Below are 21,261 nucleotides of genomic sequence, written 5' to 3'. Positions count from 1 at the left end.
CATAGTCGCCGGACGCAAGACTGGCATGAATGAAACCCTCGAGTTCGGGGGTGAGCGAAACGTTACGCAGGGGGCGACTGATCATAGGATTTCGTGACATGCTAAACTACCTCTGTCAATCAATGTCGTCCGGTCTGCTCAGGCTTTCCTCACCTGTCGTAAAGGAGGTGGAAATTGCGCTTTCAAACATCGGATATTATCGTAGAATCCGATCCTGTTTCGTGGATTTTTCGCGTGAGCATTCTCCTGGATTTATTTTCCCTTCCCCCGCGTCCGACATCGCCTTATGTAGTCGTCAGACAGCGTTGATAGCCCGGCACTCGTTGATAGAAAGCAAGCAAGATGATCGCTCCAGCCCGCTGCGGTATCGCATTTTGACCGCCCCTTTGCTGGCAACGCTCGGCTGGTCGGAGTTTTTTGCAGACCAGATCGGCCCAGATGAAACGGCCCTGACGCCCTGGCGTATTGCCTCCGTTCACCGAGCCCGTATCGAGGCGATCCATGCTCGCGGACACGGTGATCTCGGACTGCCTCACCACAGCAATACCGCCGATTTCGCGGTAGGAGACTGGGTGCTTGCCAATCCTGCAACGGGGGAATTCGTCCGCAGGCTGGAGCGCAAGACCGTCTTGCAGCGGCGCACGGAGGGTCGAAACGGCCAACAGCTTGCTGCTGCCAATGTCGATACGCTGTTTATCGTCACCTCCTGCAATGCCGATTTCAATCCGGCCCGGCTGGAACGCTATCTTGTCATGGCCAACCAGTCCGGCGCCAATCCGGTGCTGGTTCTGACCAAGGGCGATACGATTGACGATGCTCAAAGATTCGTCGATGAGGCAGCAGGCCTGCAACGCGACCTGCCCGTGATCACGGTCAATGCCCGCGCTCCGGATGCCGCAGCAGCGCTTGCCCCCTGGTGCGGCATCGGCCAGACAGTTGCCCTTGTCGGCTCGTCAGGGGTCGGGAAATCAACCCTGGTCAACACTTTGGCTGGTTTGGAAAATAGCCTTCCCCAGAAAACTGGCGGCATCCGCGAGCATGATGCCAAGGGACGTCACACGACAACGGCACGATCCCTGCATGCCATCAGCGGTGGCGGCTGGGTCATCGACACGCCGGGAATTCGCACGCTCTACGTCAGCGATGTAACGGATGGGCTCGATACCTTGTTCAGCGAAATTACCGATCTTGCGCCGCAATGCCGGTTTCGCGACTGCACCCATGCCCATGAACCCGGCTGCGCCGTGCAGGCGGCCATTGCCAAGGGCGAACTGGCACCGGAACGCCTGGAGCGCTGGCGTATCCTGCTGACAGAGAGCCGCAAGAGGACGCCGGTGACAACCGGGCCACGTGGCAATAAAATCCCGCGCAAAGGAAAATAAGCCATTTCCGCATGTCCGCGACAGGCGGAAATGGTCTATTGGCCCGCTTAGACGCATCTAATACCAACTGCCATTTTCGATGACCCTTGGTATACGCATTGAAATTCGCGCCATTCATCGCCATATAAAAACCATCCGGGCAAAATACCGACCATGACCGCTCCACTGCCGGTCTCTCGGTCCAGACGCCCACATTCTCCCTCTTCAGAATGTCACAGATTTCAACCCACACTCTGGCGCTGCGCCGGAGCAAGCAAGATCGGACCCATCATGGCTGAGAAGAAAACCAACGATACGAGCGCGCAACAACCTTACGAGCCCATTTCCTTTGCCAAGAAACACCGGATATCGGTCGAGGATGCCCGCACCATCATCGAAAAACACGGCGCCGACCGCAAGAATGCCGACAAGGAAGGCCGTCGCGTCAGCGTCTGATACGAGCCACGTGTCACAATGACATTGGCATTTGGTCTGGCGACCTCAAACCCGCAACGCAGATTTGAGGTCGATGCCATCACCCGTGCTGGGTTTCTGGCGCCATCACCAGGCTCGGCGGGGCCTGCACATTAGCCTCGCCCCGCAGCCGCTTGCCGATATAGTCAAGGGCATTCTGCAAGCCATTCATGGTATAGGGCTTTTCAATAGCGCCCACCGCACCGACAAAATCCGACGGTATCCGCCTAAGATTGCCCGTGACGAAAACATAGGGAATACCGCGCTCAGTCAGATGCCGCCCAACCTCGATCCCGGTCGGTCCATCGAGAAGATGAACGTCGACAAAGGCGAATTCCGGCTTTTCCCGGTCGATGATTTCAATGGCCTCGGCACGGCTCATCGCCTGTCCCACGACAGTGTGGCCAGCTGCCTCCACTTCCGCCTCAAGTTCGAGCGCAAGCAGGGCCTCGTCTTCGACGATCATGATTTCCAATTTTATGCTCCAGATCAGCTATCAACCATCAGGGTGACCCGCACGATGGTCTGGCGGCCCTCAGTCTTCCGTTCAATTTTGGCATCGACCTGCCGGATACAGGTTTCCAGCATCAGGCGACCGAAATCGTCATCCTCGCTATTGACCGGCACCGGGTCAGCGGTATCGCGCACTTCAATAACGAAATGGCCGTTTGGCCGGTTGACGGTCAGGTGGATCTCGCCGCCGCCATCGCTCAAGCCACGACGAACCGCGTCGCCGATCAGCTCATTGACGATCAACGCTAGCGGCGACGCTTTCACGGCAGGAACGAACACCGGAGAAAGATCCATGGTAATATGGATGTCGTCCCGCTTCAGTGCGTTGACAATGTCAATCACCAGTTCGCGGGCAAAATCCGCAACATCAAAACGCCCGACATCGCTGGAGGTAAACAGCTTTCGCTGTACGGTGCTCAGCGCTTCGACACGGTTAAGCACCGAGCGCAGGGTATGGCGCACCGTATCGTCCCTGGTCATCCTCGCCTGCAACTTGACGATCGAGGCAATCGTCAGGAGATTGTTCTTGACGCGATGATCGACCTCATGGACGAGCGTGGTTTTCGCTTCCAGCGCATCGACAAGATCCTGCGTGCGCTGGGCAACGGCTGCTTCTGCCTGCGATTTTGCCGAGGCTAGTTGCACTTCCTTGCTTTTGACATCGGTAAAATCGAGTTGCGAGGCAAAGAAATAGATCACCTCTCCCTGGCTATCGCGTACCGGGCTGATGAACAATGCGTTCCAGAACGTCGTGCCGTCCTTACGGTAATTCAGAATATTGACCGAGACGTCCCGCTCGGCCTCGATCGCCTTGCGGATCTGCGACACAGCTTTCGGGTCGCTCTCAGGGCCTTGCAGGAAGCGGCAATTTCTGCCGACCAGATCATCGGACCCATAGCCCGTCAGCTCGCAAAAAGCATTGTTGGCAAAAATGATCGGATTATCGTCCTGCCTGGGATCGGTGATGATCATCGGCATCCGGGTCGCCTTGAAGGCGGCAGCAAATGGATCTTCCGATGCATGCTCTGCCAGAAGTCTGCGCCCGGCTGCTTCGGCACCGCGTCTAGCTGAGCTGTCCGTCATAAAACTTCCTGTTATCGTTAGAGACTGTGAGGCTCAGATTGAACCTGACAGTCTCTAACTTCTTTTGTATTCGCTTGTCTTTTCGGGGAAACCGGATTCCACTTTTCCCTTACAAACTCCAGGAACGCGAAACGACAAGAAATCCTATATGTTCCACCGGCTAAAAATAAAATTTCCGTCATGATGCAGCGCAAAGCATCACAATAGGACCTGCATTTCCAATCTTGCAAATGCTGGGAAATATGCCCAGATAAAGTCCCGACAAGCAATGAATCGCCAGGGCAACGGGCAAGCGTCATGGAAAGTTTACCCTCTCCGCATATTCACGTCCTGCTTTGTCCCCGCGGATGGCGCCACCAGGATGGGCCCCTCGGACGGCATGGACAAGAATTTCGCGACAAACAGTGCGTCGAAGATGTGAGCCCATCTTCAACTTAAAGAATGAAACCCACTCGGCAAATCCCCCCCGGTCCAGAATTTGAACCGGCACGACAGAACAAGATCCATGCGCCACTCATTACACGACGACCAAGCCGAGCTGCGCGAGAGACGGCGCATTGAGGCGCTCAGGGCCTATGACGTGCTTGACACGCCGCGCGAGAAGGATTTTGACGATATTGCCGCCCTCGCCTCTCGGATCTGCGCAACGCCGATCGCCGTCGTCAATCTGATCGATGACAGCAGGCAATTCTTCAAGGCAGAAGTCGGTCTTGGCGTGCGCGAGACACCGTTCGACAGTTCATTCTGCGCCAAGGCGATCCTGGAAGACGATTTCCTGATGATACCGGATGCAAGCCAGGACAGCCGGTTCAATCGCAATCCGCTGGTCACCGGCGAACCGCATCTGCGGTTTTATGCGGGAGCCGTCCTGAAAACCGCTGATAATCTACCGATCGGCACGGTCTGCGTGCTGGGTTTCGAACCCAAGCAACTGAACGAACTTCAGCAGGACACGTTGAAGCTTCTTGCCCGACAGGTGATGGTACAGCTGGAGTTACGCAAGGCGCTCAAGGAAAAAGCGCGTGAAGCAGAGGTGCAGCGCCGGTTGAGCGAGCGCAGGCTGGCGCGCGTCACGGCCATGGAACAACAGGACGAGCGCTCGCGAAGCGCTCAAGCCGCCGGTCGGGTCGGCACGTTCGAATTGGACATCGCCACCAATACGATGACAGTTTCCAGCGAGTTCTGCCGGGTCTTCGGCATTCCGGTGCAGACGTCCTATCCCGCTTCGGAGATTGAGGCTCTGGTGCATGAGGACGATCGTGGCCTACGTTCGAACCCGGTTACCCGGCGAGAAGGGTCAGCCAGTCCTGACGTGGATTATCGGATCATCCGCGCCGACGATGATGAGTTGCGCTGGATTTCGCGGCGAGCCCGCTTCGTTCACAACGAGGCAGGCGAGATCACCCGCATGGTCGGCGTGGTCTTCGACACCACCGATGCCAAGCTGAAAGAAGCGAAAAAGGCCGCATTGTTAAAGCTGGGAGACGAACTTCGCGCCGCCAGCACCGTGGAAGAGATCACCCAAAGCGCCGCCGCCATCCTGTCGGACGGTCTCGGTGTTGCCCGCGCAGGCTACGCCGTGTTGGACAGGACGGACAACAGTTTTGCCGTCGCCTTCGACTGGACATCCACTGGCACGGTCTCGCTGGCAGGGCGCCATTCTCTCCAAAGGTTTTCAGAAACGATTGAGCACCTGTGCAAGGGAGAGACATTGTCGATTCCCAACGTCGCTTCAAGCAAACGGCTGATCACAGAAAAGGACGCCTATGCCTCCATCGGGGTTTCGTCGCTGATCAAGGTCCCGATCCTCAAAGGCGGAAACCTGGTCGGCATTCTCTTTGCCCATGACGACAAACCCCGTACATGGAGCCAGGACGAACTGGACTTTACACGCGGCATTGCCGACCGAACCTATGCAGCCCTTGCCAAAGTTCAGGCCGAGGAAGAACAGGAACTTCTCAACCACGAACTGAGCCACCGGCTGAAAAATACGCTGGCCATGGTACAGGCCATTGCCGGGCAGACATTGAAGGACGTTACGGAAAAGGAAGCCGTCAACGCTTTCCTGGCCCGCCTGCATGCCCTCGGCGCCGCCCATGACGTTCTTCTGCGGCAAAACTGGTCGGCGGCGAAAATGCGCGATGTGATCGAGAAGGTGCTGGCATTGCATGCCGATGGCGACCGTATTTACGTGGATGGTCCCGATCTGGCGCTTGGCCCGAAGGCCGGTCTGTCGCTATCTCTGCTGCTGCACGAACTGGCAACCAACGCCCTCAAATATGGTGCGCTTTCCAATAATAGCGGTCGTGTCTCCATCAAATGGTGGATCGCCGACAACGACGCCATTCCGACCCTGTCGATGACATGGACGGAAAGCGGCGGGCCGACCGTGAGCGAACCGACCCGCAAGGGCTTCGGCTCCCGCCTGATCCGCATGGGACTGGCTGGAACAGGCAATGCCCATAAGGACTATCGGCCCTCCGGCCTGACGGCAACCTTCCATGCTCCGCTCACCACAATCCAGGAAACCGGAGACTAAATTTATCAGGTTCAGATTGAACCTAAGGTATTGGACATAAGCGTTTTCAGGCGTGGTTTACCCAATCCTGATATCAGCCATGCGGTTCGCCGGGATCGTTGGCGCGGATATCGGCCAAGGCCTTGAGAGCGGATGTATTACCGATATCCGATAGCGTTTCGAAAATCTGGCGCGCCTCACCGACATAACCGAGTTTCTGATAGGCATAGCCCCGCAGCAAAAGCAGATCCTGTGGTTCCGCCATCAGGCGTGCGCGCTGGTCGAGCGCAATCAGCGCCTCACGGGCACGACCAAGCTGGAACGCGCCCACAGCCCTGTCGGCCAGGATCGCCAATTGCAGTTCACGCGCCCGCTCCTTGCCAAGCGGCACGGACGCGGCGGCGGCGGCGGCTTTATCGGTCAGTTTCAACCGCAGCAGCGCCAGGCTCTTGCCATAGGCAGCATCCTGGCGAAGCGGCAGGTCGCCGCCGCTGAATGCCCGGTCGAACGCCTCGACCGCCTCCATCGGACGCTTGAGATCCATCAGGCACCAGCCGCGCATCAAAGCTTCCGGCGGCGACAATTGCCCGGCAGGAAGGGTCGAAGAGCAGCCAGGCCGCCTGGCCGCTGCTGCCCCGGTATTTTGCTGCAAGGCAACCATGGTCGGCCTTGAGCGTGTCCGGCTGACAGCCTCGGACGTGGAACTTCCCGTTTCGGCAACAGCCGGGCGATCGGGAGACCGCACGGCTTGTTTTTCCGCAAGCCGGTCTCGGGATGGCCTGATTTCGCCGACTGCGGCGATCCGGTCGGACTGGCTGGCCCATTTCGCCTTGATCTGCGCTACGCCGGTCTTGTCGCCCAGAGTGTCGAGCGACAGGGCCAGCCCGTAGGCCGCGGGTTCATAGGTGGCATCCCAGGACAAAACCAGCCGAAACCAGTCCGCCGCCGTCGACATCTGTTGCAGCGCTCTCGCATACCAGCCGAACTGCTCGGCTGCCGCTGAATTGCGGGCTGCAATGACCACCGGCGCCATGCGGGACAGCACGCCATTGTCGATGACCTTTGGCGGCTCCTGCGACAGCAATGCGGCAACCGCCGAGAGATAGACAGCCCGCGCCTGCTGATCGGCGCCGTAAAAGCGGAACATGGTGTTTTCCGCCTCGCCCGGTGTGCCAAGCGCCACCTGCGTCAGGGCCAATCCCTGGGCGGCAGAGGCAATCGGCTCTTTTGCGTAGGAACGGTTAAACCATTCCTTCGCAGTGGCCATATCGTTGCGGCGGTAATGATACCAGCCGAGCAGCAGGGCATCGCTGGCCTTGCCTTCGCGTTCGGCAGCCTTTTCCAACCGCTCCAGCTCAACGCCCTGCACGGCAATCCCGGCATCCTGCCCGGCGCGCGCCACGATCTGGCGGGCAATATCGTCACGAATGCCGTCAAATTCCGGATGTCCGTCAGCACTGGGCTGTTCCAGCTTCAGGAGGTCTTCGAGCAGAGCGGGCTGCAACAGAGTGCTTGCCTTCTGCATGGATGCCAGCCGCAATTGTGGGGTCCGGCAGGTTTTCAGCACATAGGCATAGACATCGCGGGCGCGTTCCGGCTTGCTCGTCCTGGCGAAAGCCTCGGCAACACGCCACAAAACATCGACCTCCGTACAGGTCAGCAGTTCCGGCGCGCCCGAGGCCAGTGAAATAACACTGTCGTAACGCTTATCATCGGATGCCTTGACCAGGCTTTGGCGGGCCTCGGCAAGCCTCAGGCTTCCCTGCAATTCCTCCGGTGGCATCCAACCGGGTTCACTTTGCTGGCGCCCGGCAATGGCTTTGCGCACTTCCTCATAGCGACCGTCGGCATAGGTCTGCCAGAGAGACTGGACGAAACTATCCACCCCGGTTGTGATGGACATCGGATTTTCCGGCGGCTGCCAGCCGGGATAAAGCATGCGCAGGCGAGAAATCTCAGCCTGCAACCGAACCGTATCACCACGGGCCGCAAAATAACGCAACGCGCTTTCATCAACCGATGGGCCGCTGGCATCGACCGACGGGCGGCTGGTTTCTCCAGACCCTCCACCCTCGTTGGGCTTTACCGGTGCGGCAGACTGTTCCCCGGCAACAGGGACAAGCGGCGAGTTGGCGCGGGTGGGAGCTGACTGGTCGGGCGCGGGCGCCTCTGCCAGCAATTGCACGGGCATGGTCCGCGGCGCGGGCAGACGCTCGGACTTTCCAGCCTGCACCTGCTCGCCAGCCACCTCGCCCTCACTGCCATCCTGGCCAGAGACCTGCGAATTTTTCGAAACAGTCGCAAGATCCTCATGGCCCGGAAAAACCCCCACGGCACCCACGGCTCCGGCCGCAATCGCTATAAGCGCTATGAGTGATGTACGCATGAGAACTCCGTCCGCATTATCGGCCGAAATGCAAAGCCAATAAGATCTGACTTTTAACCGTTAGGGTAAAGAAATGGTTTATTTTGTTCGGATCGGCAGGGAAGTCTTGCACTTTGAAAGGTTTTAAATTTCGTCAGTGCAATTTCTGGCGTAAGACGAGTCCATGATTCTAGACCGACCGATTCTAGCGGGACTGTTGCGGGGCACACTCTGCTCACCCGCTTTTGTTCTTGTGGCCCTTTTGTCTGCCTGTGCCGGCAATCCGGTGCGGCTGAACGACGAAACGCGGGCGCTCTCCGCAGACCAAGCCATGCTTTTACCACCGCCTGGCGACTTCTCCATCGTCGGCGTCACGCAAAAGCGCTTCAGCAATGCGGTGCAGCAGGAAATTGCCCTGTCGACCAATTCGACGGTTCCGGGACAAAATGTCGTGCAGGTGCGGTTTTACGGAACGGAAAATCCCAATCGCTACGGCGACAACGCCCTCTCCTCGGCCTCATTGACCGATGCCCGGATCAATTCGGAAATGCGCGGCACCCTGCCGGGCCTCGCCATGACCCGAGCGCCTTACGTGGTGCAGAATGATTTTGGACCTTTCGGCTATGCGGTGGGCCGCTCCAGCGGCAACGATCTCTGCCTTTATGCCTGGCAGCAATTGCGCGCCCGGCAAGGCCAGCGTGGTCCCTTTGTCGATGGCGGAACTGTTCAGATCCGCATGCGCCTTTGCGACAGGCTGGCAAGCGAACAGCAGCTTCTATCGCTGATGTATGGCTTTACCCTTGCCGGCACCGTCGATAGCCCCGGCTGGAACCCTTACGGTGGCCCGCCGCCGCTCGACGCGCGCCTGGGCGGTAGCAGCGCGCCGATCTATCCTCCGGCAACGCCCATTCTGCCGGTCCCTTCGGCCCCAATTGCCACTCAGCCTCAATATCCGACCGAGCGCCGAGCCCCGCGTCCGGCCCAGACAAATGCGGCGATATCACAGTCTGCCTCTCCTGGTTCGGTGACATCCAATCCTCGGCCATTGCCGGCAGGTGCGCAAGGCACGATCGTTCCGTCACCCAGCCAGATCGGTGGCGCCCATGCAGCGGTGCCTTCGCCAACCCGATCGGGCGCGACAAGCCCGTCGCCGTCCTCACAGACCACAAGATCGGGTTCTGTCGTACCATCGCCCGCCTGCATTGGCGCAACTTCGGCCCAATCTGGGGCGACCCAAGCTGGACAATGCCCATGAGATGGATGGCACCCATGAGCTTGGTGGCCACAGGCAAAAAATCCGCTGCATCGCTTTGGCCGCAACGCGTCCCCCATGACCGGGATTTCGAGGATTAGACAATGGTGTTTTTGGTCCGCTTCCTGCTCTGGCTGATCTGCGCGGCGGCGATGCTGGCCCTGACATTTCTGCCCATCGACACCCGGACACAGCTGGTGACGACATTCATCATTCTCATCATCGTTTCGGTGATGAGAATGATGCGGATCGAAGGACGCGGCCGCATTGTTTTTCTGTCGCTCTCGACAGCCATTGTTCTGCGCTATGTCTATTGGCGCACCAGCAGTACCTTGCCGCCGGTCAACCAGCTTGAAAATTTCATCCCCGGCCTGCTTGTCTATCTGGCCGAGATGTACAGCGTCCTGATGCTGTTTCTCAGCCTGTTCGTGGTGTCCATGCCGCTACCGCCGCGCAAGCCTTTTCGCACCCTTGCCGCTGAAGAACTGCCAATCGTCGATATCTTCGTACCAAGCTATAACGAAGACGAAGCCTTGCTGGCCAATACGCTGGCTGCGGCCCGCAATCTCGATTATCCGACTGAAAAATTCACCGTCTGGCTGCTGGACGACGGCTCCACAGAGCAGAAGCGTCAGTCGACCGACCTGCTGGCAGCAAAATTCGCCGAGCAACGTTATCATGCGCTTCAGGCGCTCTGTAGCCAGCTTGGCGTGCGCTATCTGACCCGCGAGCGTAACGAACATGCGAAGGCCGGCAATCTCAACAATGGTCTTGACCATTCCAGCGGAGAACTGATCGCCGTCTTCGACGCCGACCACGCTCCGGCCCGCAGCTTTCTGAAGGAAACCGTCGGCTATTTCGGGGATGACCCGCGTCTTTTCCTGGTCCAGACGCCGCATTTCTTCATCAACCCGGACCCGGTCGAGCGCAACCTCAACACGTTCAACAAGATGCCGAGCGAGAACGAAATGTTCTACGGCATTATCCAGCGCGGCCTCGACAAATGGAACGCGGCATTTTTCTGCGGATCAGCCGCCGTGCTGCGCCGCGAAGCGCTGCTTGAAACCAAGGGCTTCAGCGGCCTTTCCATTACCGAGGATTGCGAAACCGCGCTTGAGCTGCATTCACGCGGCTGGAACAGTGTTTTCGTCGACATGCCACTGATCGCCGGGCTGCAACCGGCCACCTTTGCCAGCTTTATCGGCCAGCGCAGCCGCTGGGCTCAGGGCATGATGCAGATCATGCGGTTCCGTTTTCCGCCACTCAAGCGCGGCCTGACCTTGCCGCAGCGGCTCTGCTACATGTCATCAACGATGTTCTGGCTGTTTCCCTTTCCCCGGGCGATCTTCCTGATGGCGCCGCTGTTCTATCTGTTTTTCGATCTACAGATTTTCATGGGCTCGGGTGGCGAGTTCATGGCCTATACGCTGTCCTATATGCTCGTGAACCTGATGGTTCAGAACTACCTCTATGGTTCCTTCCGCTGGCCATGGATTTCGGAGCTTTACGAATATGTGCAATCAATACATCTGCTGCCAGCGATCCTGTCGGTGATGTGGGACCCACGGCGACCGACTTTCAAGGTCACCGCCAAGGATGAAAGCGTGACGGAAAGCCGTCTTTCGGAAATCAGCCGGCCGTTTTTCCTGATCTTCTTTATCCTGCTGCTTGCCTTTGCTGTGACTGTCTACAGGCTCTACAGCGATCCCTATCGGTTTGACGTGACACTGGTGGTCGGTGGCTGGAACCTGGTCAATCTGATCATGGCCGGATGCGCACTGGGCGTCGTCTCGGAGCGGGGAGAGCGACAGTCGTCGCGTCGTGTCCAGGTCAGCCGGCGCTGCGAGTTTTCCGTGGGTGGAAAAACCTATCCGGCAATGATCGACGATGTGTCGGTCAACGGTGCCAGCCTGCAAATTTTCACCCGCGACCGCGAAATCTTCAAACGGGACATCTTGGGCGCGGTAACCTTTCAACCGCATGGCACAACGGGATGGGCCGAACTGCCTGTCAATATCCGCCATTTCCAGTTCAATGGCGATATCGTCTCAATCGGCTGCCGCTATCTGCCGGAAACCGTGCGCCACCATGAATTCATCGCCGATCTGATCTTTGCCAATGCCCAGCAGTGGAGCCTGTTTCAACAGTCGCGTCGTCACAATCCAGGCCTTTTGGGTGGAGCCTGGATGTTCCTGCGCCTGTCCCTGACGCAGACACTGCGTGGCTTGCATTATCTGCTTCTGCTGCTTTCTTCGAAAGCCAAAACCGATGCAAAGCAGGAGGGCGAACAGTGAAAACAGCTTTTGCCCTGATTTTGATGCTTGTGGCAGGCGCTGGGTCAGCACTTGCCCAGATGGCGCCTTTCGACATGAGCCCCGAAAGCAATACAACGCCGGGCGCGCCGATACCCGGCCTGCCCGCGACCAAGGCGCCTGTCCCCGTCCCCACTACGCCGATCCCTGGCATTCCCCTTTCCAACCGCCCGGCACAACAGCAAAGCGAGAGCCTGTCACGCCGTTACCTGCTGACGACGCCGGCTCTCAAGCTGCAAGGCGAACTGGCCCGGCAGGCGATGTCGATTTACCTGACACCGGAACAAGCCTCAGCCGATGCAAAGCTGGTGCTGAGCTATAGCAACGCGCTCGTGGTTGCGCCGGAAGCCTCTAACCTTCTTATCACCATCAATGACACGCCGGTTCTAAACCTGCCGATCAGAGGCGGCCAGTCTGCGCAGCAAAACACGATTTCCGTGCCGCGAGGCGTTCTTGTTCCGGGCTTCAACCGGATAGGGTTTGCCGCGGAGCAACGGCACCGCACCGACTGCACCATCCAATCCACCTATGAATTGTGGACGCAGCTCGATGCGGCAAAAACCTATCTGACATTTGCAGACCCTAATGCCAACGGCATGAAACGTCTCGACGATGTGCGTGCGCTTGGGGTCGATGAAAAAGGCCGCAGCCATTTCACCATTGTTTCACCGGATTTCGAAAAGCCATCCGCCACACCCGCTTTGCTCCAGTTGGCCCAAGGCCTTTCACTGCTGAGCGGCGTGGCCAATGGCTCCTTCAGCTTCACGAAAGCCATGCCAGCACGACCGGCCCCCGGGGAGCTTGTGGTCGTGGCAGCCACCACATCGCAAATGGCGGGCCTGATCGGCATCAACAATGCCGTAAACGCTGACACCAGAAAGCTGAACGGCACGATGGCTGGCTTCATGGCGCTTCCTGCCCGGCCAGGCGTGTCGGTGCTCGCCTTCAGCGGCCCGGATTGGCGCGACATCAAAGCGATTGCCGATAACTTTGTCCAGTTCGCGCAAGACGGCGAGCGGCGGATGTTGAAAACCTCGGCCTGGCGCGGCATCGATACGCCTATTCTCGACAAAGCTGGCACGCTGTCCTTTGCCGCACTCGGTCTTCCCGACCAGGAATTTTCAGGTCGGCGTTTTTCCACAGATTTCACGGTCGGCATGCCCGCCGATTTCTACGCCAACCATTATGGGACCGCGACCATATTGCTGGACGCTGCCTATTCGAGCAAGGTCTTGCCGGGCAGCCAGATCGTGGTATCGGTCAACGGTCATCTGGCGACCACCGTTCCGATCACGTCCAAGGGAGGCGCGGTTCTCCGGCACTATCCGATCCGCGTTACCCTGCGCCATTTTCATCCGGGCGTGAATGTCATCGGGCTGGAAGCCGTGATGATGACCCAGGAGGACAGCGTCTGCGCACCTGGTGAGACAGCGGACAAAACGGCGCGGTTTGCCTTGTTCGGCTCTTCGCAATTCGTCATGCCGCCGATCGCGCATCTGACCCAGGCCCCCGACCTCGCCGCAACAGCGGCTCTCGGCTTTCCCTTTGCGGCGGCAAAGACCCCGACAATGGTTGTTCTCGGCCGGAATGACGATGTGACGCTGGCCGCAGCCGCAACCGTGCTCGGCAAATTTGCCGCATCGGCCCGCCAAACCCTTGCTCTCGAAATGGCGTCATCGCCCCCGCGTTTTGCCGGTCGCAATGCGATTTTCATCGGAGCGGCACCGGACCTTCCACCCCAGGCACTTGCCAATGTGCAGCTGAACACCAAGGGCGCCGGAGATGGCGATCTCAGCACTGACGTAAAGCTCAAATCCTGGCGCGACAAAATTGATTCCGGCACGGTGATGGAATTTTTTTCCAGCGTCGATACCTGGATGAAAGAAACCTTCGATCTCAACCTGGCGACCGTCAGTCTTTGGCCGAGCGCCGAGGCCTCCTATACATTGCCGCAGGCATCCAGTGCATTTCTGTCTCAATCCGTCGATGCCGACGGTGCCATCCTGACGACATTCAGCGCCCCTGATCTTGCATTGTTGCAAACCGGCGCCATTGATATCGCCGATCTTCGCAATTGGACCGCGATCTCTGGCCGTGTCAGCGTTTATGATGCCAGGAAACAGCAGATCGTCGTCAATGAGCCAAGCAACGTCAGCCTGTTGTCGATGCAGCCCTTGAGCATCAGCAATATGCGACTGGTCGCGGCAAACTGGCTCTCAGGCAATTTTGTGATCTATGCAGGCGGGCTCGTCCTGTGCGCGATCCTGCTTGGACTTGCCACCAATGCGTTGATGGCGCTGCTGGGGCGCGGCCATGGGCCAGACAGACATTAATCATTTACGCGATTGGTTGCAAAAGCCATTGCCACAGCAACGCTTGATTTAACCAACAGAACTGTCACTTTAAATCCACTTCGACTTGAGGAAACCGAGCAGAATCGGTGAGGATCACGCAATATCCTTGACCATGTCGGCCTGACAGTTCAATAACATGACCGATCTGTAACTTTGCCGCTGCGGTTTAACAGAGGGCATTTCTGGACGGATGGTTTTGTATCGAGTGATAAATCCTAGAGGTGCGATCGCGGCGGGCTGCCTGTCATCCCTGCTGTTTTCTGCCTGTAGCAGCCATGCCGCCGACGCGAGTGCCGATAATACGGACAGTCGCTGGACGGTCACGCTCGGAGGGGCTGTCGAACTGGCGCCCAGCTATCCCGGTTCCAAGCAATATACGTTCGGGGTCATTCCCTCCTTCGATATCCGGCGGTTCGGAGAGGCTGAGGAAAATTCAGCGCCTGATGACAATCTGGATTATACGGTGTTCAGTGGGCATGGGTTTGAAGTGGGGCCGGTCGTTGGCTTTCGTGACAGCCGCTCCTCCAAATCGACCAATCTCGACGGGCTGAAAAACGTCGAATTCGATATCGATGCGGGTGTATTCGTCCAATACTGGATCAAGCCCGATGTCTGGCGCGTCCGCTCGGAAATCCGTCAGGCGCTGTCAAATGGCAGTGGATTGGTGGTTGATGTCGGCTCAGACTGGTTTCAACCGCTTTCCGAAAAATGGCTGCTGTCCGCAGGACCGAGGGCCACTTTTGGCGACACATCCTATATGAACAAATATTTCGGCGTCTCCGCTGCCGAGGCCAGCCGCAATGGCCGCATCAATGCTTTCGATGCGAGCGCCGGGATCAAATCCGTCGGCTTTACCGTCTCGGCCACCTATACGATATCGCCCGACATGTCGGTGCAACTCTATGATCGCTTCGAGCGGCTGGTGGGCGATGCCGCCGATTCTCCTGTTTCCTCTGAGCTCGGGACGAAAAACCAGAACGTCGTTGGAATTGCCTTCAATAAATCCTTCGATATTTCATTCTGAACGCGGCCTCAGGCCTCAGGCCCCAGACTTTGACGCCGTCGCAATGCACCAGGCGCCAGCCAGGATTGTCGCCGTGCCAATCAGCGTCAAAAGCCTGACCGGCTCGTCAAACATGAACCAGGCCATTGCCATGATCAGCACATAGCTGACAGCGGATAATGGAAATGCCTTGCTGAGCGGCAGATCGGCCAGCACCGACATCCAGACGATAAAACAGACAATTTCCGCGATGACAGCGGCTAGAAACCAGTGTGACAGGAAGACATGTTCGAAAAACGCCGATCCATGCGCGGTATCGGCCTGATCTGCGCCAAGTTTCAAAAACATCTGCTGAGCCGTATTGAGTACCGGCACGGCCAGCCATGACAGGCGAAGCAGTTTCATGCGTCGCCCTCGCTCGGTTGAACTGCGCTCGCTTCATCTGCGGCGAAATAGGGCGCAACCAGGCGCAACAGACGTTGAACGACAGGATTACGATGACGGAAATACATTTCATTCGGCGTTAGCCTGCTGCCCAGCCGCACCTTGTTGCTATAATAGGCCTGGCCGCTCTGATAGCGCGTCAAGCCGTTCTTCAGGCAATAGCCGATATTCTCGAACCAGCTGAGATAATAGAGATTGTAGGGGCGACCCGCCTTTTCATCCATGCAGAAAAATTTGTCGATCAGGGTGTGATCGTTATGAACCATCAGGTTGGCCGCCAGCAATTCGTCGCCAACAAAATACAGGGTGCAGAAAGACCGGCCGGGCATAGTCTTCAGGATGCCTTCGAAATAGGCCGGTGTCAGCTCTTCGAACTGCCATTCGCTACGCGTGCGCGTTTCGTTATAAAGCTGCATGATCCGCGGCAGATAGTCACCGAATTGCGTGTGGTATTCGACCCTGACCTTTTCGCGCGCCCGCAATTTGCGGCGCATGTCCTTGCGTGTCGATGATGACAGTCGAGCAAAATAACTGTCCATATCGTTGAAATCGATGGTGAGCCAGGCGGTCGGCATGCCGCCCAGCGGCGCATAGCCATGGTCCTTGATCACGCGGTCAATCCCGGCATCCAACGGCTGCGGAATATCCTTCAGCGCACCCAGCACGCATTTTCGTGTCCTGGCATAATCCTCAAAACTGCTCAGCATGGCCTCAAACAGCATTTCATGACGTTCCGGCCTGACCGATGGGTGAAAACCGAGATTGCCGGTCTCCGTGCAAGGCGAGCCCAGGCAGGCCAGTGGCAAGGTCAGGAATCTTGGAAAGATGCGGCGCAACCTAGCGATCGCGTCACGGACGCCGCCCGCCTCAAGCGTGGTGTCCAAGGCATAGCGTGTGATGAAGGCTGGCATGGCCGCAACAAGGTAGCCGCCTTCATAGACCGTGGCATAGCACCATTCAAAGCCTGATATCCCCGCGGTTTCCACGGTCAGCAGATAGTCGTAGGCCTCCGGTTCGCCGGGAAAACACTGGTCCCACTCATCACGATCAATATCGGCAATCGAGGTTGCAATGCGGGCATCCAAACTGCTCACCACACCAAGCATGACACGCTTCTGCATGACATCGTCTGGGGCCGCAGATTTCACCGCTCTGTTTTCGGACATGTTATGCTCGGTCCGGTACATAATGAGCCTCGAAAAAATCCGCTGTCAGATCGGCGACGTGCCGATGTTGTCGGTCCATATGGATCATGTGATAGCTGTCCCGCAGCCAATGCAGTTCTCGCGGCCCGCCGAGATGGGACGAGATATATTGGGCATGGCTTGGGCTGCTGACATCATCCTCAAGCGAATGAACGATCAGCGTTGGTGTCTCCATGGATGGCAGCCGGGCTTTCAGCACCCGCCCGAGCTTGTCCATTTCCACCAATCCCCTGCCAGGAAAGCTCTCCAGCACGCCGTCGCCATTCATGGCGGCAATCTTGTTGCGCAGCCGGTCGTCCTTGATGCCGAGCGAGCGGGTTTCGTGAAACCTCAGCCGGTCCAGGAAAGGAATCTTCGCCAGCCAGCGGATATTGCGCGCCATGAAATTGTAATGGCGGGGAATGTCCCAGCCATCATAATGGAAGCAGGGCGAATAGATGGCCGCCGCCCGCAGCGTCAATGGCTGGCGATCCGCCGCCATCAGCGCCAGCTTTCCCCCGGCGCAAATGCCTGCGGCAAAGGCCGCATCGACCCGTGATGCCAGAACCTGTCCGGCTTCCTCGACGCTCTCAAGCCAATCCTGCCAGCGCGTCTTGCGCAAGGCTGCTTCGTCCTTTCCATGGCCTGCCAAAAGCGGGGCATAGACCGAATATCCGCGCCGGTGCAATTGCCGGGCGACCAGCCGCATTTCCGCAGGTGCCCCTGTCAGACCGTGGACAAGTAGGATGCCACTGCCATTGCTGCCTTCCTGAAAAAACGAGAGCGCATCAGTGCTCATCGGGTCCCCTCCCCCGACAAGGTCTCTTTGGCCAGATTTTCCTTGGCAATGAAGCCGAGCGCGTGGCAGGTGCTGATCACATGGGTGCCAGCTTTTTCCTGTTCATCCTTGATCCGGTCATGCAGCAGCGGCAATTGCGTCCAATGGGTTTTGGGCCGGTAATGGTGTTCGGCGTGATAGCCGTTGCCGAACCACAGCCAATTGTAGAAGCTCTTGTAGCTGCTGACGCCCCAGGCAATCGGCTCGTCTGGATCGCCATGCAGATGCTCGTAGTAACCATTGAGAGACGACAGGCAATTGCCGAGATAATAGAACGGCACGAGGAATAGCGTCGCCTTCCAGTCATAGGCCAGGGCCGCCAGCGCGACGACGATGAAGGCGATCAGTTCGATCCGGCCCCACTTGGCTTCAAATGGCCGCTTTGCCGCGATGGCCCGATGGATTTCGCCCAGATCGTCCCGGAAGAAGCTCAGAAACGTGTAGGAAAACACATTTTCCGGCTCGCCATTCTTGCCATGCTTGTAGATCGACAGCAAATCGACGGTCTTGCCGCTCTCATCCGGGCGGTCGCTATTGCCGGAATGATGGCGCATATGGACCCAGTGATAATAGGTCTGGGAAAAGCCGATGGTGATCGATTCCAGCAGGCTGAAGGCATAATTCATCCAGCGCGGCTTGAAATAGGGCGTGTGAATGAAGTTATGAGAAATGCTGTTGATGTTCCAGGAAATTGACAGCGCATAGATGCAGGCAAGCACGAAGGAGAGCCACAACGGTCGGCTCTCGAACCCGGCGATCAGATAGATGTTGAAGGCCAGATGCAGCAATGCTGCTGCGACAGACACGCTATCCCATTTTGAATAGGCAAAGAGTTTCATAGTCCTGTTGCTCCGACACAGACCACACCGGCGGTCACAAGCGCGACCCCGACGGCATGGCGAAGGTTGATGGATTCCTTGAAGATCACCGCACCGGCAATCGTGATGGTGGCATAGCTCATCGCCATGATCGGAAAGGCGATGGACAGCGAGACACTGGCAAGCACCCGGCTCCAGGCCAGGAGTTCGATGAGCCAGAAGCAGATCCCGGCCCAGACGACAGGCCGCAGGACCATATGTCTGGCATCCCCCTCACCTGCGCCTTTTTTGAAGCAGATTTCGCGGCCTGTCTCCGTCAGGATACAAAACAGGATCAGCGCCAGCATTGACAGGTCGAGCCCTTGCTTCATCGCATGTGCTCCCCGAAGACATCCAGCAGCGCGAGGTTTGCGGAACTGTTGATGGTGCAGATTTGCGGACTGGGACATGTATGGCGGGGTTGATCGATGAGGATCTCACCCTTTTTCAACATCCGGGTCCAGAGAGTGCCGCTATAGTCAGGACGGGAATAATCCCCCGTCACATCGGCGCCGATGATCCGATGACGCTCACCGATCGCACTGATGATCGACAGGACATAGGGCATCTGCATTTGCCCCTGGTCCCAATTGGTTACTGCATCGCCTTGAACCAGAACGTCCTTGTCCAGAGTGATGTAGACGCAGTCGGTCTGAATGCTGGCCAGCAATCGGTCGATAAAATTCATCTCGCCGATCTCGGCGATGGTTTGCCAATAGAGATCGCGGGCATGCTGCCTGTAGGATTGCCCGGAACCGTAACTGGCCTTCACCCGGCTTGGCGGATGCATGTACGGATAAAGCTCCAGCCGACCACTGGCGAGCAGGTCGAGATTTGCGCCCTTGCGCTCTGGCGTCTCAAGATCATTGCTACAGACGCCGATGGTGATGACTTTATCGACCTGCGGATTGGCAAGGGTGCGGTTCACCCAGGAGCCGCAATGCATGCCACCGTCGAAATGCACCCAGTCTGGATGATTGTCGATATGAATGACGGTAACCCGCTCGCTGCGGCTTTCCAGGGCCTGATCGATCAGCAGTGATGTGACATGGTGAAAATCGCCCGACCCCATGAAGCAGAGGCGCGGTTCGGCAGACCCCTGCCGTCCCGCCTGCCTGATCTTCCGCCAGAGCGTATCGAGCGCGGCTTGCCGACCCCAGAGACGCACCGCCCTGCCGCTTTGCTGTTCGTTGAGTTCATGCGCGCCAGCCATTTTGCAAGAGCGCATGAATTCAGGCTGCAACTCCAGCGCGTCGTCGAGATGAAGAAGCAGGAGTTGCACGGCTCTATCTCCGTGCAGCGCGGGTCAGCAGCTGATCAAGCAGGGTGAGCGCCAGATCGATTTCGCTGTTGCTGATCATCAGGTTGGGAGCCAGCGTGATGACGTTCTTATGGTAGCCGCCGACATCAAGCACCAGACCATAGGTCTTGCCATCGACAACCATATCACCCTTCATGCCTTCGTCCGACATCCAGTCGAGCGTTGCCTTGTCAGGGGTAAACCCATCTTCCTTGCAGATTTCCATCCGCAGGGCGAGGCCGAGACCATCGACATCACCGACGATGGCATGCCGTTTTTCGAGAACCTTCAGGCCATCGAGGAAGCGGGCGCCTTTTTCCATGACGCTGGCACCAAAATCACCCTCGCCGACCATTTTCATGGTTTCCAGTGCAACAGCGGTCCCCATCGGATTGCTGGCGAAGGTCGAATGGGTCGAGCCGGGGGGGAAGATCGTCGGATTGATCATCTCCTCGCGCGCCCAGATGCCGGAGAGCGGATTGAGACCATTGGTAATGGCCTTGCCGAACACCAGAACATCAGGTGATACGCCAAAATGCTCGATGGACCACAGCTTGCCGGTGCGGTAGACGCCCATCTGGATCTCATCGACAACCATTAGGATGCCGTGATCGTCAAGCACTTTCTTCAAACCGGTGAAGAAATTCATTGGCGGAATGACATAGCCGCCCGTGCCCTGGATCGGCTCGACATAGAAAGCGGCATATTCGGATTTACCGGCTTTGGGGTCCCAGACGCCGTTATATTCGCTTTCGAACAGGCGAGCGAATTTCTGGACGCAGACCTCACCATATTCTTCCTTCGACATGCCCTTGGGGCCGCGGAAGTGATAGGGAAACTCGATAAACTGGGCGCGGTCGCTGAAATGGCCGTAGCGGCGCCGATAACGATAGCTTGAGGTGATCGCACTCGCGCCGAGCGTGCGGCCATGATAGCCACCCTCAAAGGCAAACATCAGGCTTTTGCCACCGGTGAAATTGCGCACCAACTTCAGCGAATCCTCGACAGCCTGCGAGCCGCCGACATTGAAATGGACGCGGCCCTTATGGCCAAACTTCTGCTCGGCATCGCGGGCAATCAGCGCGGCAAGCTCGACTTTCTCGCGGTGCAGATATTGGGATGCCACCTGCGGAAGCTGGTCGAGCTGCCGATGGGCCGCATTGTTCAGCCGCTCGTTGCGATAGCCGAAATTGACGGCGGAATACCACATTTGCAGGTCGAGAAATGGCGTCTGGCTGGCGTCGTAGACAAAGGAGCCTTCGCAGCCTTCGAAGAATTTCGGCTTATCCGTATAGTGGACGGTATCACCGTGAGAACAATAGAGGTTCTCGAGTTCTCTCAACTCGTCTTCCGAACGCGAAACGACGGGTGGTTCGGCAATCTTGAGCGTTGCACGCATGTCC

17 protein-coding genes are annotated in these 21,261 nt (G+C 57.8%); 7 read left to right on the top strand and 10 right to left on the bottom strand.

The genetic code is table 11. The features are described 5' to 3' along the window. Positions 1-374: 374 nt before the first annotated feature. Both rsgA and G6L01_RS20175 read left to right on the top strand, forming a co-directional pair. Positions 375-1,382, top strand: a complete 1,008-nt coding sequence (gene rsgA / locus G6L01_RS20180; RefSeq protein ID WP_234891873.1) for a ribosome small subunit-dependent GTPase A — start codon at positions 375-377, stop codon at positions 1,380-1,382. A gap of 270 nt (positions 1,383-1,652) precedes the next feature. Then, complete coding sequence (locus G6L01_RS20175; protein ID WP_174089297.1) at positions 1,653-1,817, top strand: hypothetical protein; 165 nt, start codon at positions 1,653-1,655, stop codon at positions 1,815-1,817. Between the two features lie 79 nt (positions 1,818-1,896). Here the strand turns inward: G6L01_RS20175 and G6L01_RS20170 are convergent, their stop codons facing one another. Together G6L01_RS20170 and G6L01_RS20165 are read right to left on the bottom strand one after the other, a co-directional pair. Further along, positions 1,897-2,310, bottom strand: a complete 414-nt coding sequence (locus tag G6L01_RS20170; protein WP_070165370.1) for a response regulator — start codon at positions 2,308-2,310, stop codon at positions 1,897-1,899. A gap of 14 nt (positions 2,311-2,324) precedes the next feature. Further along, positions 2,325-3,431, bottom strand: coding sequence for a PAS domain-containing protein (locus tag G6L01_RS20165; RefSeq protein WP_070165369.1), 1,107 nt, complete (start codon positions 3,429-3,431; stop codon positions 2,325-2,327). A 505-nt stretch (positions 3,432-3,936) separates the two neighbouring features. Here G6L01_RS20165 and G6L01_RS20160 point away from each other — a divergent pair. After that, positions 3,937-5,970 (top strand): HWE histidine kinase domain-containing protein, encoded by a 2,034-nt coding sequence (locus tag G6L01_RS20160; RefSeq protein WP_070165368.1) that lies wholly within the window; start codon positions 3,937-3,939, stop codon positions 5,968-5,970. Positions 5,971-6,043: 73 nt separating this feature from the next. On the opposite strand, the gene G6L01_RS20155 is transcribed toward G6L01_RS20160, so the two are convergent. Next, positions 6,044-8,335, bottom strand: a complete 2,292-nt coding sequence (locus G6L01_RS20155) for a hypothetical protein (RefSeq protein ID WP_070165367.1) — start codon at positions 8,333-8,335, stop codon at positions 6,044-6,046. Between the two features lie 163 nt (positions 8,336-8,498). On the opposite strand from G6L01_RS20155, the gene bcsN reads away from it, so the two are divergent. The 4 genes from bcsN to G6L01_RS20135 all read left to right on the top strand — a co-directional run bounded on the left by bcsN (position 8,499) and on the right by G6L01_RS20135 (position 15,256). Continuing rightward, complete coding sequence (gene bcsN, locus G6L01_RS20150; protein WP_081344086.1) at positions 8,499-9,569, top strand: cellulose biosynthesis protein BcsN; 1,071 nt, start codon at positions 8,499-8,501, stop codon at positions 9,567-9,569. A 101-nt stretch (positions 9,570-9,670) separates the two neighbouring features. Beyond that, positions 9,671-11,860: a UDP-forming cellulose synthase catalytic subunit gene (bcsA, locus tag G6L01_RS20145; RefSeq protein WP_070165365.1), complete on the top strand. Its 2,190-nt coding sequence runs from the start codon at positions 9,671-9,673 to the stop codon at positions 11,858-11,860. Further along, a complete protein-coding gene (locus G6L01_RS20140; RefSeq protein WP_070165364.1) occupies positions 11,857-14,211 on the top strand; it encodes a cellulose biosynthesis cyclic di-GMP-binding regulatory protein BcsB in 2,355 nt (784 codons plus the stop codon). Before bcsA ends, G6L01_RS20140 begins: the two co-directional genes overlap by 4 nt. A 226-nt stretch (positions 14,212-14,437) precedes the next feature. Further along, positions 14,438-15,256 carry a MipA/OmpV family protein gene (locus G6L01_RS20135; RefSeq protein ID WP_337692714.1) on the top strand — a complete coding sequence of 273 codons (819 nt, stop codon included), beginning with the start codon at positions 14,438-14,440 and terminating at the stop codon, positions 15,254-15,256. Positions 15,257-15,271: 15 nt separating this feature from the next. On the opposite strand, the gene G6L01_RS20130 is transcribed toward G6L01_RS20135, so the two are convergent. The 7 genes from G6L01_RS20130 to G6L01_RS20100 all read right to left on the bottom strand — a co-directional run bounded on the left by G6L01_RS20130 (position 15,272) and on the right by G6L01_RS20100 (position 21,257). After that, positions 15,272-15,640 (bottom strand): EamA family transporter, encoded by a 369-nt coding sequence (locus G6L01_RS20130; RefSeq protein ID WP_070165362.1) that lies wholly within the window; start codon positions 15,638-15,640, stop codon positions 15,272-15,274. After that, positions 15,637-16,785, bottom strand: coding sequence for a GNAT family N-acetyltransferase (locus tag G6L01_RS20125; RefSeq protein WP_081344096.1), 1,149 nt, complete (start codon positions 16,783-16,785; stop codon positions 15,637-15,639). Before G6L01_RS20125 ends, G6L01_RS20130 begins: the two co-directional genes overlap by 4 nt. A gap of 61 nt (positions 16,786-16,846) precedes the next feature. After that, entirely contained in the window at positions 16,847-17,662 is an 816-nt protein-coding gene (locus G6L01_RS20120) for an alpha/beta hydrolase (RefSeq protein WP_070165361.1), read from the bottom strand. After that, a complete protein-coding gene (locus G6L01_RS20115; RefSeq protein ID WP_012653877.1) occupies positions 17,659-18,540 on the bottom strand; it encodes a fatty acid desaturase family protein in 882 nt (293 codons plus the stop codon). Before G6L01_RS20115 ends, G6L01_RS20120 begins: the two co-directional genes overlap by 4 nt. Further along, positions 18,537-18,890: a DMT family transporter gene (locus tag G6L01_RS20110; protein ID WP_070165360.1), complete on the bottom strand. Its 354-nt coding sequence runs from the start codon at positions 18,888-18,890 to the stop codon at positions 18,537-18,539. The genes G6L01_RS20115 and G6L01_RS20110 overlap by 4 nt, the downstream gene beginning before the upstream one ends. After that, positions 18,887-19,840 carry an arginase family protein gene (locus G6L01_RS20105; protein WP_070165359.1) on the bottom strand — a complete coding sequence of 318 codons (954 nt, stop codon included), beginning with the start codon at positions 19,838-19,840 and terminating at the stop codon, positions 18,887-18,889. Before G6L01_RS20105 ends, G6L01_RS20110 begins: the two co-directional genes overlap by 4 nt. A 4-nt stretch (positions 19,841-19,844) precedes the next feature. Next, positions 19,845-21,257, bottom strand: a complete 1,413-nt coding sequence (locus tag G6L01_RS20100; protein ID WP_070165358.1) for an aspartate aminotransferase family protein — start codon at positions 21,255-21,257, stop codon at positions 19,845-19,847. Between the last annotated feature and the right edge of the window lie 4 nt (positions 21,258-21,261).

Source organism: Agrobacterium vitis (genome assembly GCF_013337045.2).
Lineage (GTDB): Bacteria > Pseudomonadota > Alphaproteobacteria > Rhizobiales > Rhizobiaceae > Allorhizobium > Allorhizobium vitis_B.
The sequence above is the reverse complement of the archived record's forward strand: the minus strand, read 5'-3'. Positions and strand labels throughout refer to the sequence as shown.